This is a genomic window from Leucobacter sp. HNU, assembly GCF_047946755.1.
Classification (GTDB): domain Bacteria; phylum Actinomycetota; class Actinomycetes; order Actinomycetales; family Microbacteriaceae; genus Leucobacter.
Window position 1 is genome coordinate 1,960,765 of sequence record NZ_CP178837.1, and the last position, 14,153, is coordinate 1,974,917.

A 14,153-nucleotide genomic window follows, 5' to 3' on the forward strand; every position below is an offset into this window, starting at 1 on the left:
AGGGCATGACCGAACGCGTGATCCTCGAACCCGGAATGCCCGCCCCCAGCTTCACCCTGCCCGACCAGGACGGGGTCGAGCGCTCGCTCGCCGACTATCGCGGCCAGAAGGTCGTCCTGTTCTTCTATCCCGAGGCGATGACCCCCGCGTGCACCAAGGAGGCCTGCGAGTTCCAGGAGTCGTCGGCGCCGCTCGAGGCCGCCGGTTACCGGGTGCTCGGCGTCTCGCGCGACGCCGTCGAGCGGCTGCGCCGCTTCGCCGACCGCGATGCTCTCGAGTACCCGCTACTCAGCGATCCCGACACCGCCGTGCATCGCGCCTACGGTGCGTTCGGCACCAAGAACAGCTACGGCAGGATCATCGAGGGCGTGATCCGCTCCACGTTCGTGATCGACGCCGAGGGGAAGATCGAGCACGCCCTGTACAACATCAAGGCGACGGGCCACGTGGCGCGCGTCACCAAGCTCCTCGGGGTCTGACGAGTCCCGCTTGCGCGTGCGCGGGACGAGCGATGCGCTCGTCCCGCGCGCCGTCCGACTAGTCTTCGTCGCCCTCGAGCGTCGGACGATCCGCCGGGCGTGCCAGCATCGCGGCGACGAAGCCGACCACGCCGACCGCGACCACCGCGAAGCCGAACTGCCACGCCAGCAACTGCAGCTGCAGGATCCCCGTGCCCGCGGCGAACAGCAGCACGTGGATCGTCAGCGCGGAGCCGCGCGCCCAGCTCGGGCGCCCGCGCAGGGCGCCAACGAGAGTCGCGATCACCCAGATCCACGAGATCGCGGCGGCGAGGACGAGGCTGAGATTCTGTCCGATCGTCCCGGCGGAGTTCATCGCTCCGAGGATCGACACGAACACCACCCAAGCCCCGAAGAACGCCTCGATGAGGAGCAGGCCGGTCAGCACCGCCCATCCGCCTCGTGAGCGCGGGTGAACGGCAGGTGAGCTGGGCATCACGGGATCCCTTCGAAAAGTTTGCCAGCAGACTATTGATTTGCGTCTGCGTCCATGAAACTATATATTCCGTCGAGTTTCGCGCACACCGACGTGAGCATTCTCAAGCCACGTATTCAGGACACGCGCGAGAGCAACACCACCCGGACCATGGGTGTTTCGCGTGTGCGCAGCACCAAGGAGGAACCCATGGATTGGCGCGAACAGGCGGCCTGCCTCACCGTAGACCCCGAGCTCTTCTTCCCGGTCGGCAACACCGGCCCCGCCGTCGACCAGATCGAGCGCGCCAAGGCCGTGTGCGCCCGCTGCACCGTCACCGAGATGTGCCTCCAGTACGCGATGGACACGAGCCAGGACTCCGGCGTCTGGGGCGGTCTCAGCGAGGACGAGCGCCGCGCACTGAAGCGCCGCGCCGCTCGCGCGCGTCGCGCCTCCTAACGTCTTTCCGCGAACGGCCCCGGGGTGATCCTCGGGGCCGTTCGCGCGTCTGCAGGGCCTGGTCGCACGATCCCGGCTGCGGGATTCCGATGCGGGACCGCGCCACGCCCGCGCGATCCCGCTGAGCGGTGTCGCGACGCCGTGACAATGACCGAGGGCGCCCCTCCCGGTCGGGATGGGCGCCCTCGGCGTTCGGGGTGAGTCTCCGGTCAGTCGGTGCCGGCGTCGAACGCGGCCGACAGGCCGAGCTCGTCGGCGTCCTCGTCGATTCCGGTGACGGCGTCGGCGATCTGCTCGGCACCGCCCGCTTCGAGCTGGCCCACGACGTCGGCGGTCGTCACGCCGACGAGACCCATCGCCGCGTACTGCTCGAGCCGCTGACGGGAGTCGGCGATGTCGAGGTTGCGCATGGTCAGCTGGCCGATGCGGTCCTCGGGGCCGAACGCGGCGCCCACCGTGCGCTCCATGGAGAGCTTCTCGGGGTGGTAGCTGAGGTTGGGGCCCGTGGTGTTCAGGATCGTGTAGTCGTCGCCGCGGCGCAGGCGCAGCGTGACCTCGCCGGTGATCGCGGAGCCGACCCAGCGCTGCAGCGACTCGCTCAGCATGAGTGCCTGCGGGTCGAACCAGCGGCCCTCGTACATGAGGCGGCCGAGCTTGCGGCCCTCGTTGTGGTAGCTCGCGACGGTGTCCTCGTTGTGGATCGCGTTGACGAGCCGCTCGTAGGTGATGTGCAGCAGCGCCATGCCGGGAGCCTCGTAGATGCCGCGCGACTTCGCCTCGATGATGCGGTTCTCGATCTGGTCGGAGACGCCGAGACCGTGACGACCGCCGATCTCGTTCGCCGCGTAGACGAGCGCCACCGGGTCGTCGAATTCGACGCCGTTGATGGCGACGGGACGCCCGGCCTCGAAACGCACCGAGACCTCTTCGGTGGCGACCTCGACGTCGTCGCGCCAGGCGGCGACGCCCATGATCGGCTCGACGATGTCGAGACCGGTGTCGAGGAATTCGAGGCGCTTGGCCTCGTGGGTCGCGCCCCAGATGTTGGCGTCGGTCGAGTACGCCTTCTCGGCGGAGTCGCGGTAGGGGTAGCCGTGGGCGACGAGCCACTCGCTCATCTCCTGGCGGCCGCCCAGCTCCTCGACGAACTGCTTGTCGAGCCACGGCTTGTAGATGCGCAGCGCCGGGTTGGCCATGAGACCGTAGCGGTAGAAGCGCTCGATGTCGTTGCCCTTGTAGGTGGAGCCGTCGCCCCAGATGTCGACGCCGTCCTCCTTCATGGCGCGCACCAGCAGCGTTCCGGTGACGGCGCGGCCGAGGGGCGTCGTGTTGAAGTAGGTCTTGCCGCCCGAGCGCACGTTGAAGGCGCCGGTGGCGAGGGCGATGAACCCCTGCTCGACGAGGGGACGCTTGGCGTCGACGAAGCGGGCGATCTCGGCGCCGTACTCCTTCGCGCGACCGGCGACACCGTCGATGTCGGGCTCGTCGTACTGGCCGATGTCGGCGGTGTAGGTGCAGGGCACGGCGCCCTTGTCTCGCATCCATGCGACCGCGCACGAAGTATCGAGACCGCCGGAGAAGGCGATGCCGACGCGCTCGCCCACGGGAAGAGAAGACAGGACCTTAGACATGCTTCCCATACTAGGGCGCTCGGGCGCACCCGTTCGACGCGGGCGGCTCTCGTTACGGGATCAGTCCGAGCTCGCGCACCGCATCGTGCTCGGCGATCAGTTCGGCGACCGAGGCATCGATGCGTTGCCGCGAGAAGTCGTCGACGTCGAGCCCTTCGACCACGCGCCACTCGGCTCCGTCCGAGCGGACGGGGAAGGACGAGATGAGGCCTTCCGGCACTCCGTACTCGCCCGAGGAGACGATCGCGGCACTCGTCCAGCGCTCCCCCGTGCCGAGCACCCAGTCGCGGACGTGCTCGATCGCGGCGTTCGCCGCGGACGCGACGGAGGATCCACCGCGCACCTCGATGATCTCGGCTCCGCGCTTCGCGACCCGTTCGACGTAGGCGCCACGCGCCCAGGCAGGGTCGACCGCTTGGAGCGCGGGCCGACCGTCGACGGTCGCGTGGCTCAGGTCCGGGTACTGCGTGGCGGAGTGGTTGCCCCAGATCGTCACGCCGTCGACCCGGTCGACCGCCGCGCCGGCCTCGGCCGCGAGCAGCCCCACCGCCCGGTTGTGATCGAGCCGGGTGAGCGCACTGAACCGCTCGGCCGGCAGGCCGGACGCGTTCCGCTGCGCCACCAGCGCGTTCGTGTTCGCAGGATTGCCGACGACGGCGACCCGCACGTCGTCGGCCGCGTGCTCGCCGATCGCGCGGCCCTGGGGCCCGAAGATCGCGCCGTTGGCCGTGAGCAGGTCGCTCCGCTCCATGCCGGCCGCGCGCGGGCGCGAGCCGACGAGCATGGCGATGTTCGCGCCGTCGAACGCGACCGCCGGATCGTCGCTGATCTCGACGCTCTCGAGCAGCGGGAACGCGCAGTCGAGCAGTTCCATCGCGGCGCCCTCGGCTCCGCGCATACCCTGCGGGATCTCGAGCAGGCGAAGCGCGACCGGGCGGTCCGGGCCGAGCATGTCGCCCGCGGCGATGCGGAACAGGGCGGCGTAGCCGATCTGCCCGCCGGCGCCCGTCAGCGTGATGGTGGTGGCCTGCGCCATTGCTCGCTCCTCTGTTCTCGTGCCGGTCAGCGCACGTCGAAGGTCCGGGGGTCCGGGCCGAAGTTGTGCTGTTCGTCGAGTGCGTCGATCGCGGCCATCTCGTCGTCGCCGAGGACGAAGTCAAAGATCGCAGCGTTCTCGATCATGCGCGCTCGACGTATGGTCTTGGGGAACACGATCGTGCCGTGCTGCACGTGCCAGCGGAGCACGATCTGCGCGGGACTCTTGCCGTGCGACGCGGCCGCCGCGGTGATCGCATCGCGCTCGAACAGGTCGCTCTTGCCCTGGGCGAGCGGCCCCCAGGCCTCGACCGCGATGCCGTGGGCGGCGCAGAACTCGCGCAATTCGCGGCGCTGGTGCAGCGGGTGCAGCTCGATCTGGTTGACCGCGGGGACCACTCCGGTTTCGTCGAGCAGTTCGCGCAGGTGCTCGATCTCGAAGTTCGAGACGCCGATGGATCGGGCTCGACCCGATCCGATGATCTCGATGAGTCCGCGCCAGGCGCCGACCGCAGTGCCCGCAGCCGGCACCGGCCAGTGCACCAGATAGAGGTCGACCGCGTCGAGCCCGAGGCGTTCGAGACTCTGCTCGAATGCGGCGACGGGGTCCTCCTGATCGGAGTTCCACAGCTTGGTCGTGATGAACAGGTTGTCGCGCGGGATTCCGCTGGCAGCGATCGCGCGACCGGTCTCGGCCTCGTTGTCGTAGATCCTCGCGGTATCGATGTGGCGGTAGCCGACCTCGAGCGCTTCGGCCACGATCCGCTCGGTCTCGCCGGGATCCACCTTGAACACGCCGAGTCCGAGCTGTGGGATCCGGTTCCCGTCGTTCAGCTTGATCTCGGGGATCTGCAGAGCGGTCATCGCTGGGTCTCCTTCGGTCGCACGGCGCGGAGCGGAGCGGTCTGGACCCCGCCGTTCCGCAGTCTACGCCGCCGGGAACGACGACCCGCGTGACCCTCCGGATCGGGGTGTCGTGAGGGTGCACGGCGCCCGGCCGCGATCCCCGCTCGGGTGACTTGCGTGTGAATGCCGCGCGTCGCAATTCCGCAAAACGCGCAGAACCCCCACAATATGCACCATGAGCAGGTCTCGTGAGGCGGCGGTACCCGGCCAAGCGCCGGATCTCTACCGCGCGGCGAAGCAGGAGGATCTCCCGGCGGTGCGGCGGCTGCTCGCGGCCGGCGCCGAGGTCGACGTGCGCAATCACCACGACCGCACTCCCCTGTTCGCAGCCGCCACCCGCGGCTACGCGGAGATCGCGCGCGAGCTGCTTGCGGCGGGCGCCGACCCGAACGCGTTCGATGAGCGGCACGATTCCCCGTTCTTGGAGGCGGGCGCGGGCGGCTTCGTCGAGGTCCTCTCGGCCTGCCTCGATCACGGAGCCGACGTGCGCAGCACGAACCGTTTCGGCGGGACCGCGCTGATTCCCGCGTGCGAGCGGGCGCACCTGCCGGCGATCCGGCTGCTGCTGTCCGCGGGAGTCGACCCGAATCACGTCAACCGGCTCGGATGGACCGGTCTGCACGAGGCGATCATCCTGGGCGACGGCTCCGGGCGGTACTTCGAGGTGGTTCGGACGCTGCTCGCGGGCGGCGCGGACCCCACCCTTCCCGACGGCGACGGCACTTCGCCGCTGCGGCTCGCGCTGGATCGCGGGTACGTGCAGATCGCCGAGCTGCTCGAGGACGCGGCGGTCCACTCCTGATCCGTTCGGTCGCCCGTGCGGGATTCGCGTCCCGCACGGGATAATGGGAGCGCTATGTCTGAACCGCGCATCGAGTTCCCCGCTGACCTCCCCGTCTCGCAGATGCGCGACGAGATCCAGTCGGCGATCCGCGACCATCAGGTGGTGATCGTCGCGGGCGAGACCGGTTCGGGCAAGACGACGCAGCTGCCGAAGATCGCGCTGGCGCTCGGCCGCGAGCGCATCGCGCACACGCAGCCTCGCCGGATCGCCGCGCGCACGATCGCGGAGCGCATCGCCGAGGAGCTCGGTTCCGAACTCGGCGGCCTGGTGGGCTACCAGGTGCGGTTCACCGACCAGGTCTCGGCAGAGACCCGCATCCGTCTGATGACGGACGGGATCCTGCTGAACGCGATCCATCGCGATCGCGACCTGCGCGCGTACGACACGATCATCATCGACGAGGCGCACGAACGCTCGCTCAACATCGACTTCCTGCTCGGGTATCTCAAGACGCTGCTGCCGCGCCGCCCGGATCTGAAAGTGATCATCACGTCGGCGACCATCGATCCCGAGTCCTTCGCCGAGCACTTCGCCTCGGCAGACGGAGAGCCGGCCCCGATCATCGAGGTGTCCGGCCGCACCTACCCGGTCGAGCTGCGCTACCGCCCCCTCGTCGAGGAGATCGAGACAGCCGACCCGAAGGGTGGGGCGCCCAAGGTTCGAAGGATCGAGCGGGACCTGTTCGACGCGATCGGCGATGCCGTCGACGAGCTGGGACGCGAAGCGCCGGGCGATGTGCTCGTGTTCCTCTCGGGCGAGGCGGAGATCCGGGATGCGGCCGATGCGCTGAACGGGAGGCTCCGGTCTTCCGCTCGGACGAAGCCGACCGAGATCCTGCCGCTCTACGGCCGGCTGAGCGCGGCCGAGCAGCACCGGGTCTTCGAACGGCGCCCCGGCACGGTCTCGCGGCGGGTCGTCCTCGCCACGAACGTCGCCGAGACGTCGCTCACGGTGCCCGGAATCCGATACGTGATCGATGCCGGTACGGCGCGCATCTCGCGCTATTCGGCCCGCAGCAAGGTGCAGCGGTTGCCGATCGAGGCGATCTCGCAGGCGAGCGCGAATCAGCGATCCGGACGATCCGGGCGCACGAGCGCCGGCATCGCGATCCGGCTCTATTCGCAGGACGACTTCGAGTCGCGTCCCGAGTTCACCGAGCCCGAGATCCGGCGCACCGGCCTGGCTTCGGTGATTCTGCAGATGCTCGCCCTGGGCCTCGGCGATATCGCGAAGTTCCCCTTCCTCACTCCCCCGGATCAGCGCGGGATCGCCGACGGCCTCGGACTGCTCACCGAGCTGGGCGCGGTCGAGGCGGTCTCGGCCCAGGACTCGGCTCGCGACCCGAAACGCGGCGGCCGGGGGTCGGCCCGCGGCGCGGGTCGCGCCAGGGGGTCCCACCGCATCACTCGGATCGGCCGGGAACTCTCCCGCCTTCCCATCGAGCCGCGCTTCGCCCGAATGGTGGTCGAGGCTCGCACGCACGACGTGGTGCCGGAGGTTCTGGCGATCGTCGCCGGGCTCACGATCCAGGATGTGCGCGAACGTCCGGCCGAGCAACGCGGGCGGGCTGATCAGCTGCACGCCCGATTCGCCGACCCGCAGGGCGACCTCATGACGCTGCTCAATCTGTGGAACTACGTGCGGGAGCGGCAGCAGGAGCTGTCGTCGAGCGCATTCCGCAGGCTCTGCCGCGACGAGTTCCTGAACTTCCTGCGCGTCCGGGAGTGGATGGACCTCTTCCGCCAGCTCTCGCGGATTGCGAAGGCACCGAAGCAAGAATCGGGTGCCCGGGAACCGAAGGGTGCTCCGCCCCGCGACCACGTGTCCTCGGATGAGGCCACGTTCACGTCCTCCGCGCCGTTCGAGCCGATCCATCGCTCGATCCTCGCGGGCCTGCTGTCGCAGCTCGGCGTGCGCGATGACCGTCAGGATCGCAGCACTCCGCCCCGTGGACGCGGCGCGACGGGTGCCGCGAAGCGCAAGCCGGCGCAGGAGTACCTGGGTTCGCGAGGCACCCGATTCGTGCTGTACCCGGGTTCGGTGCTCGCGAAGAAGCCACCGGAAGTGGTGATGAGCGTCGAGCTCGTCGAAACCTCGCGCCTGTTCGCGCGTTCGAACGCGGTGGTGGACCCTGCCTGGGCGGAGGAGCTCGCGGGCTCGCTCGCGAAACGGCAGCTGTCGGAGCCGCACTGGGAGCGCAAGCAAGGAGCCGCGGTCGCGTACGAGCGGGTCACACTGTACGGGGTGCCGATCGTGGATCGTCGACGGGTCGCGCTCGAGCGATTCGATCCGGTGCACGCGCGCGAGCTGTTCATCCGGCACGCGCTCGTCGAAGGCGATTGGGATTCGCCGCAGGCCTTCGACCGAGCGAACCGGCAACTGCGCCGCGAGCTCGAGCAGCTCGAGGAACGCACGCGTCGTCGCGACATCGTGAGCGACGATGAGACGATCTTCGAGTTCTACGACTCGCGAATCCCGGCGGAGGTCACGTCCACCCGGAGCTTCGAAGGCTGGTGGAAGCGGGCGCAGCGCGAGCAGCCGAAGCTGCTCAACCTTCGCCGAGAGGATCTGCTCGACGACTCCGATGCCGCTGGCGTGGACGAACGCGAGTTCCCGCGCGAGTGGCGCAGCGGGGACCAGACGCTGCGGCTGCGCTATCGCTTCGATCCGACGGCCGATGACGACGGCGTGACGGTGACCGTCCCGCTGCCGTTGCTGCCGCGACTCGACGGGGGCGAGTTCGAGCGGCTCGTGCCCGGTCTGCGCGAGGAACTCACGACGGCGCTCATCAAGACGCTGCCGAAAGCGATTCGCAAGCACGTGGTGCCCGCGGCCGACTGGGCGCGAACTCTGCTGGCGTCGATCGGACCCCGGCTCGACGGCCCGGCCACGGGCGGCGGGGAGGCCGTCACGGGCACCGCAGCCGATTCCGATTCGCTGACCGGGCTGCTCGCCTCGGAGATCCAGCGGCGCACGAGCGTGCGGGTCACGGCTGACGACTTCGACCCCACTCGCCTGCCCGCGCACCTCACCCCCACCTTCCGCGTGGTCGACGGTCGAGGCCGCACGATCGGGAGCGGCAAGGACCTCGCCGCGCTGCAGCAGGCCCATCGGTCGCGGGCGGAGTCCGGTGTCGCCCGTGTCGCGCAGGCCGCGCTTCCGAAGAGCGAGCTCGAGCGCAGCGGCGCGACGACGTGGGTGTTCGGCGATATCCCGAAGCACGTGGACACGGCCTTCGCCGCGGGACGCGGATCCGGTCGCGGCGCGGGCGTCGTGCGCGCATACCCCGCGCTCGTCGACCGCCGTACCGCAGTCGATCTCAAGCTCGTCGCGGACCCCGCCGAGCAGGCCAGGCTCTCGCGTCGCGGCATTCGTCGCCTGCTCGCCCTGAGTTCGCCCTCGCCTGCCAGCTACGTGAGGGAGCATCTCTCGAATCAGGAGAAGCTCCTGCTCGGTGCCGGCCCGTACCGCACACTCGATCAGGCAATCGCCGACGTGTCGCTCGCGGTCGCCGATCGGGTGATCCGCAGGCACGCCCCCGACGGACTCGCCTGGGGCGCCGCCGCGTTCGAGGCGATCGCCGACGACTACTCCCGAGCTCTGATCGATGAGATCTACCGGGCCATCGCCCTCACCGCGCGCGTGCTCGACGGGGCCCGCCTCGCTCGCAAGGCAATCGATGGTGCGAAGTCGATCCAGGTGCTCGGCCAGGTGGCCGGCGCAGCCGCCCAGGTGGACGCGCTCGTGTTCGACGGGTTCGTCTCCCGCACCGGACTCGCGCAGCTCGAACGCCTTCCGGTCTACCTCGAGGCGGTCGTGCTGCGCATGCAGGGTCTCACCGAGAACCCGGGGCGCGACCGTGCCTGGCAGAACGACGTCGATCGGGTCTCGGCCGCGTATGCGGAAGCCGGCGGCACCTTGCCGCTGCCGGTCGATGCTCCCGAACGGATGGAGCGCGTGCGCTGGATGATCGAGGAGCTGCGCGTCAGTCTCTTCGCGCAGCGCCTGCGCACTTCGGAACCGGTGTCCGCTCAACGGATCCTGAAGGTTCTGCGGGACGGATAGCCGCTTCGCGGTCGCCGGCTCAGCACGGTTCGGCATGACGACCGCCTCCTCCGCAGAACGAGAATCGCTGCCGCCCCCGCAACGGCGGAGGCGGCACTCCGAATGCGCGAAGCCGACGTTCGAAAGTGGAGAGGAGACGATGTCGCCCGGACTCCACCGGATGAGTCGCTTGGCGGTGCGACCGCGGATCCAGTCTTCACGGCGCTTCTCGTCGTAGAGCGTCCGATCCGCGCTCCGACCGTCGCGCAGATCGAGGTTCGTGTACTTCTGCCGACCGTCGACTTCGCCGAGGATCCCGGCTTCGACCAGTTCGAAGTCAACCCGGTACTCGCCACCGCCGGGTGCAGGGACCCGCACCTGCGTGCGGACGTCGTACCCGAGGGTGATGAGGCGGTACCGGCTCACGCTCTCCGCCACGGATTCCGCACCGCAGTCGGTGATCCGCAGCAGCCTCTCGGCACGGCGGACGCCTCTGCGGTCGACGCTGGCGTCGAGGCGCGCCAGCCAGCGTTCCCGGCGTTCGTGCACGTGCTGCGCCTGCCCGTCCGGCGGGTGGAACGCCGCGGGTTCGAGGGATCTCAGCGCGGCATCGGCCGCGGCGAGCGCCAGCTCCGGTCGATGCAGACGAGCGAGATCGGTGACGGTGCGATCCAGATCCGTCACGCGGAGCCCTTCGATCTCCGTGACCTCGGAGGAGCCGATCTGTGCGCGGCTGCGTCGCACGAGCGGCGAGTTCTCCGCGCTGCGAGCGCCCTCCAGGATGATCTCGGCTCTGGGTTCCCGGAGTCGATAGAGCGGAAGACCGTGGAGCGCCGCCGCAGAGGCCCCGGACCACACGGCGTTCGAGCTCTGTCTCGGTGCGAGCGCCAGTACGCGTGCCAGCAGTTGCTGTTCCGGCGCCCATCTGTTCCAGGTGTCGAGTCGGGCATAGACGCCGTGCGAAACCCGGAACAGGTGCCCGGAGATACGTTCGCGACGCAACGCCGAGAAGCTCCACCCCTCGTGCAGCAGGCGTTCCGTCGATCTGAGCTCCGCCCGGATCTCGGCGAGATGATTGCGAGGTGTCATCGCAGCAGCGTCTCAGCGCCGAACGGTTCGGGGCGCTCCTCCACAGGCCGCACCGCGCCGGAGCAATCGATCGCGCATAGACGCTCCATGTGTGCGGCGAGCACCGTCCTTTCTCGAGCATGCGTCGAGAAACTGCTGAGCGTTCGAGGAACGGTCGCACTTTCGAGAGAGGCCTCGGCTCAGCCGATTCTGACCGGGCGCTCGACAGCAACGCCTTCCCCCGATGGCAACGCCGGCGCTCGATGACGCCCCCGACGCCCCGACGCCCCGACGCCCCGACGCCACGCCGCCCCGGCGCGCGCCCCCGCGCCACCGCGCCACCCCGCCCGACCCCGCCCGCGGGCACCCCTCCGAACCGGGCTAAGCTGTTCTGCATGCAGCAGGCCCCAGCGATCGGCATCGACATCGGCGGCACCGGCATCAAGGGCGCCGCGATCGACACGGCCACCGGCGAGATGCTGACCGGTCGCCACCGCGTCCCCACCCCCGAGGGCGGCCGCCCCAGCGATATCGCGGAGGCCGTCGCGGTGATGGTGGCGGGCATCCGGGACGAGCTGGCCGAGAACGGCGCGCTCCCCCGTGAGACGGTGCCCGCGGTCGGCATCACCCTTCCCGTGGTCGTGCAGCACGGCATCGCGCGCACCGCCGCCAACATCGACAAGAGCTGGATCGGCACCGACGCCGTCCGGCTGTTCGCGGACGCGACCGGGCTCCCCTGCCTCGTGGTCAACGACGCGGACGCGGCGGGCATCGCCGAGACCGCGTTCGGCGCGGCGCACGGCGTCGACGGCGTGACCATGGTGCTGACCTTCGGCACCGGCATCGGCGTGGCCCTGATCCACGACGGCTGCCTCGTCCCGAACTTCGAGCTCGGCCACATCGAGCTCGACGGGCATCACCCCTACGAACGCTTCGCGTCTCCGAAGACGATCGAACGCGAGGGGATCACGATCCAGGACTGGGCGAAGCGCGCGGAGCGGCTGCTCGAGCACCTCGAGTTCATCACGCGACCCGACCGCTTCGTGATCGGCGGCAGCATCTCCAAGTCGTCCGACGAGTACCTGCCCTTCGCGAAGGTGAACGTTCCCGTCGTGCCCGCGCATTTCCGCAACAACGCGGGCATCGTGGGTGCCGCCGGCCTCGCAGCCCAGGCGCGCTGAACCGGCATTTCGGGCGCGTCGCCTCTGGCGCCGACCCCGCCCTCCACCACTAGAATCTGCTGGTGGGCATCTATCGTGATCTGAGTCGCAGCCCCGGAGTCTTCCGCATCCTCATGGCGCAGCTGACAGCGCGCTTCCCCTTCGGGATGCTGTCGATCACCATGCTGCTGCATATTCAACTGGGCTACGGCAACTACACCTCGGCCGGCGTCATCCTCGCCGCCGAGAGCGTCGGTCAGGCCGTTTCCGGGCCCCTCACCAGCCGCCTCATGGGCCGCTGGGGCATGCGTCCGGTGCTCACCGCAACGACGCTCGCGTGCTCGGCGTTCCTCGCCGTGATCGCGCTCACCCACCTGCCGCTCGGCGTGGTCACCGTGCTCTCGCTGCTCGTCGGTCTCACCACGCCCCCGGTCACTCCCGCCGTGCGCACCATCTACCCGAAGATGGTGCCGGGCAAGCAGCTGACCGCACTGTTCTCGCTCGATGCCTCCGCGCAGGAGATCATCTGGATCATCGGCCCGGTCGTCGCCGTATTCGTGTCGACGCAGCTGAACACCACGCTCGGCCTCCTCACGGCCGCGGCGTTCATGCTCGGCGGCGGACTCTGGTTCATCCTGAGCCCCGAGGTGGGCCGCGTGCGGATCCCGCGTGCGCGCCGGCGCTTCGGCGCGATCCTGTTCCGTCCGACCGTCATCGTCGCGACCGTCACCGGATTCTTCTTCGTCGCTTCGTTCGCCGCGATCGAAGCCGGGATCGTTGCCGCATTCGGGCACGAGGGCGTGGAGGCCGGAGTCCTGCTGGCGATCTTCTCGGCCGGCTCGATCGTCGGCGGCCTGCTTATCGGCCACCGCAGCATCTCGAAGTGGTCGCTGTTCTGGCGCGTGCTCATCGTGGCGCTCGGCACCGCGCTCTGCCTCGTCGCGCTGAACCCGTGGTGGCTCGCCGCGGTGCTCTTCGTCGGCGGCCTCGGCACCGCGCCGACCTTCACCGCGATCTTCTCGATCGTGAGCTCGACCGTGAAGTTCTCGGAATCGGCGGAGGCCTACGGCTGGGTCGGCACGGGCCAGCTGGTCGGCGTCGCACTCGGTTCGGCCTTCGCGGGCATCGCGATCGACCAGGCGGGTCCGAACGGCGCGATCCTCGTCTCGGCGATCCTGCTGATGCTGACCGCAGTGACCGCCGCCGTCAGCGTGCCCTGGATCCCGGATCTGCGCGGCCGCGACGCGAGCCCGCTGCCCGACACCGAGCCGGTGCAGCTGCCCGACGCGAACTGATCGGGTCCGGCTCCGGCCGGCCCCGATCGCGGAACCGATCGCGACGACGGGCCCCGTGCCGCCGAACCGACAGGCCCTCGACGGTCAGTTCGACCCGCTCCACGCAGCCGGGATCAGCGCCCACAGCACTTCCGCGCCGTCGACCCCGGTCGTCCAGGTGTGCGGGGCGCGTCCGGGGAAGGTGAGCGTGTCGCCCGCGACGAGCTGTTCCTCCCGGTCCGACAGCCGCAGGTGGAGCGAACCCGACACCACGTGCAGCACCTCGAGGTCGCAGTTGACGGTGTAGAGCGCCTCTCCTCCGCTGGCGTTCGGAGCGAGCGACGACCGGATCAGTTGCACCCGGGATTCGGAGCGGGGCGTCACCTGCCGCTCGAGCGCACCCTGCCCGCCCATGTTGATGCGCGGCGCGTCGTCGAGGGCGATCCGCTGCACCTCTGGCGGTTCGAACAGGCTGCCGATCGAGATCGAGAGCGCCTCGCAGATCTGCAGCAGCGTGGCGAGGCTCGGCGAGGTCGCATCGCGTTCGAGGCGGCTGAGGAACCCGCGGGTCACGCCGGTGGCCTCCGAGAGCTGCTCGAGGGTGAGGTTCTGGGCGAGCCGGCAGGCGCGCAGCTGCGCGCCGATCCTGACGTCACCGGACCCGGCTTCGGGGTTCACCGCTCGCATGGCGCCTCGTTTCGTGTCGTGCTCGCAATCGGTTCGCGTTGACCGTTCATCGGTCGCGGACCTATAGTCGAGGTGGAGTTCACCTCCACGCTTCACATGTTTACCACAGGTA

The 14,153-nt window shown here is 69.6% G+C and carries 12 protein-coding genes; 7 read left to right on the forward strand and 5 right to left on the reverse strand.

The features are described from left to right. The first annotated feature begins 5 nt into the window (after positions 1–5). Positions 6–479, forward strand: coding sequence for a thioredoxin-dependent thiol peroxidase (gene bcp / locus AB3K78_RS09715; RefSeq protein ID WP_416442769.1), 474 nt, complete (start codon positions 6–8; stop codon positions 477–479). Positions 480–537: 58 nt separating this feature from the next. Here bcp and AB3K78_RS09720 read toward each other — a convergent pair whose 3' ends face one another. Continuing rightward, the gene (locus tag AB3K78_RS09720) at positions 538–954 is read right to left on the reverse strand and encodes a hypothetical protein (protein ID WP_416442771.1); all 417 of its coding nucleotides are present in this window, start codon (positions 952–954) and stop codon (positions 538–540) included. Positions 955–1,143: 189 nt separating this feature from the next. On the opposite strand from AB3K78_RS09720, the gene AB3K78_RS09725 reads away from it, so the two are divergent. Further along, the gene (locus AB3K78_RS09725) at positions 1,144–1,392 is read left to right on the forward strand and encodes a WhiB family transcriptional regulator (RefSeq protein WP_046455255.1); all 249 of its coding nucleotides are present in this window, start codon (positions 1,144–1,146) and stop codon (positions 1,390–1,392) included. A gap of 209 nt (positions 1,393–1,601) precedes the next feature. On the opposite strand, the gene argG is transcribed toward AB3K78_RS09725, so the two are convergent. Genes argG through AB3K78_RS09740 form a run of 3 tightly spaced genes read right to left on the reverse strand, consistent with a single transcriptional unit; the run spans position 1,602 to position 4,922 of the window. Beyond that, on the reverse strand, positions 1,602–3,023 hold the full coding sequence (gene argG, locus AB3K78_RS09730) for an argininosuccinate synthase (RefSeq protein WP_046455254.1): 1,422 nt from the start codon (positions 3,021–3,023) through the stop codon (positions 1,602–1,604). A 52-nt stretch (positions 3,024–3,075) separates the two neighbouring features. Continuing rightward, the gene (locus AB3K78_RS09735) at positions 3,076–4,059 is read right to left on the reverse strand and encodes a malate dehydrogenase (RefSeq protein ID WP_416442774.1); all 984 of its coding nucleotides are present in this window, start codon (positions 4,057–4,059) and stop codon (positions 3,076–3,078) included. 26 nt (positions 4,060–4,085) lie between these two features. Beyond that, positions 4,086–4,922, reverse strand: a complete 837-nt coding sequence (locus tag AB3K78_RS09740; protein ID WP_416442776.1) for an aldo/keto reductase — start codon at positions 4,920–4,922, stop codon at positions 4,086–4,088. A gap of 217 nt (positions 4,923–5,139) precedes the next feature. Between AB3K78_RS09740 and AB3K78_RS09745 the strand changes: the two genes are divergently transcribed. The 5 genes from AB3K78_RS09745 (at position 5,140) to AB3K78_RS09765 (ending at position 13,375) form a co-directional block, all read left to right on the forward strand. Further along, positions 5,140–5,766 carry an ankyrin repeat domain-containing protein gene (locus AB3K78_RS09745; protein ID WP_416442778.1) on the forward strand — a complete coding sequence of 209 codons (627 nt, stop codon included), beginning with the start codon at positions 5,140–5,142 and terminating at the stop codon, positions 5,764–5,766. A 54-nt stretch (positions 5,767–5,820) separates the two neighbouring features. Beyond that, positions 5,821–9,873 (forward strand): ATP-dependent RNA helicase HrpA, encoded by a 4,053-nt coding sequence (gene hrpA / locus AB3K78_RS09750; protein WP_416442780.1) that lies wholly within the window; start codon positions 5,821–5,823, stop codon positions 9,871–9,873. 102 nt (positions 9,874–9,975) lie between these two features. Then, positions 9,976–11,187: a hypothetical protein gene (locus AB3K78_RS09755; protein ID WP_416442782.1), complete on the forward strand. Its 1,212-nt coding sequence runs from the start codon at positions 9,976–9,978 to the stop codon at positions 11,185–11,187. A gap of 128 nt (positions 11,188–11,315) precedes the next feature. After that, positions 11,316–12,101 (forward strand): polyphosphate--glucose phosphotransferase, encoded by a 786-nt coding sequence (gene ppgK, locus AB3K78_RS09760; protein ID WP_416442784.1) that lies wholly within the window; start codon positions 11,316–11,318, stop codon positions 12,099–12,101. A 62-nt stretch (positions 12,102–12,163) separates the two neighbouring features. Then, entirely contained in the window at positions 12,164–13,375 is a 1,212-nt protein-coding gene (locus AB3K78_RS09765; protein WP_416442786.1) for an MFS transporter, read from the forward strand. A gap of 84 nt (positions 13,376–13,459) precedes the next feature. Here AB3K78_RS09765 and AB3K78_RS09770 read toward each other — a convergent pair whose 3' ends face one another. Beyond that, the gene (locus AB3K78_RS09770) at positions 13,460–14,041 is read right to left on the reverse strand and encodes a helix-turn-helix domain-containing protein (protein ID WP_416442788.1); all 582 of its coding nucleotides are present in this window, start codon (positions 14,039–14,041) and stop codon (positions 13,460–13,462) included. Positions 14,042–14,153 lie beyond the last annotated feature (112 nt).

Bases quoted from the DNA above. Each gene is read 5' to 3' on its own strand.
- bcp (WP_416442769.1), top strand. From the start codon at position 6: ATGACCGAACGCGTGATCCTCGAACCCGGAATGCCCGCCCCCAGCTTC.
- AB3K78_RS09720 (WP_416442771.1), bottom strand. From the start codon at position 954: ATGCCCAGCTCACCTGCCGTTCACCCGCGCTCACGAGGCGGATGGGCG.
- AB3K78_RS09725 (WP_046455255.1), top strand. From the start codon at position 1,144: ATGGATTGGCGCGAACAGGCGGCCTGCCTCACCGTAGACCCCGAGCTC.
- argG (WP_046455254.1), bottom strand. From the start codon at position 3,023: ATGTCTAAGGTCCTGTCTTCTCTTCCCGTGGGCGAGCGCGTCGGCATC.
- AB3K78_RS09735 (WP_416442774.1), bottom strand. From the start codon at position 4,059: ATGGCGCAGGCCACCACCATCACGCTGACGGGCGCCGGCGGGCAGATC.
- AB3K78_RS09740 (WP_416442776.1), bottom strand. From the start codon at position 4,922: ATGACCGCTCTGCAGATCCCCGAGATCAAGCTGAACGACGGGAACCGG.
- AB3K78_RS09745 (WP_416442778.1), top strand. From the start codon at position 5,140: ATGAGCAGGTCTCGTGAGGCGGCGGTACCCGGCCAAGCGCCGGATCTC.
- hrpA (WP_416442780.1), top strand. From the start codon at position 5,821: ATGTCTGAACCGCGCATCGAGTTCCCCGCTGACCTCCCCGTCTCGCAG.
- AB3K78_RS09755 (WP_416442782.1), top strand. From the start codon at position 9,976: ATGCGCGAAGCCGACGTTCGAAAGTGGAGAGGAGACGATGTCGCCCGG.
- ppgK (WP_416442784.1), top strand. From the start codon at position 11,316: ATGCAGCAGGCCCCAGCGATCGGCATCGACATCGGCGGCACCGGCATC.
- AB3K78_RS09770 (WP_416442788.1), bottom strand. From the start codon at position 14,041: ATGCGAGCGGTGAACCCCGAAGCCGGGTCCGGTGACGTCAGGATCGGC.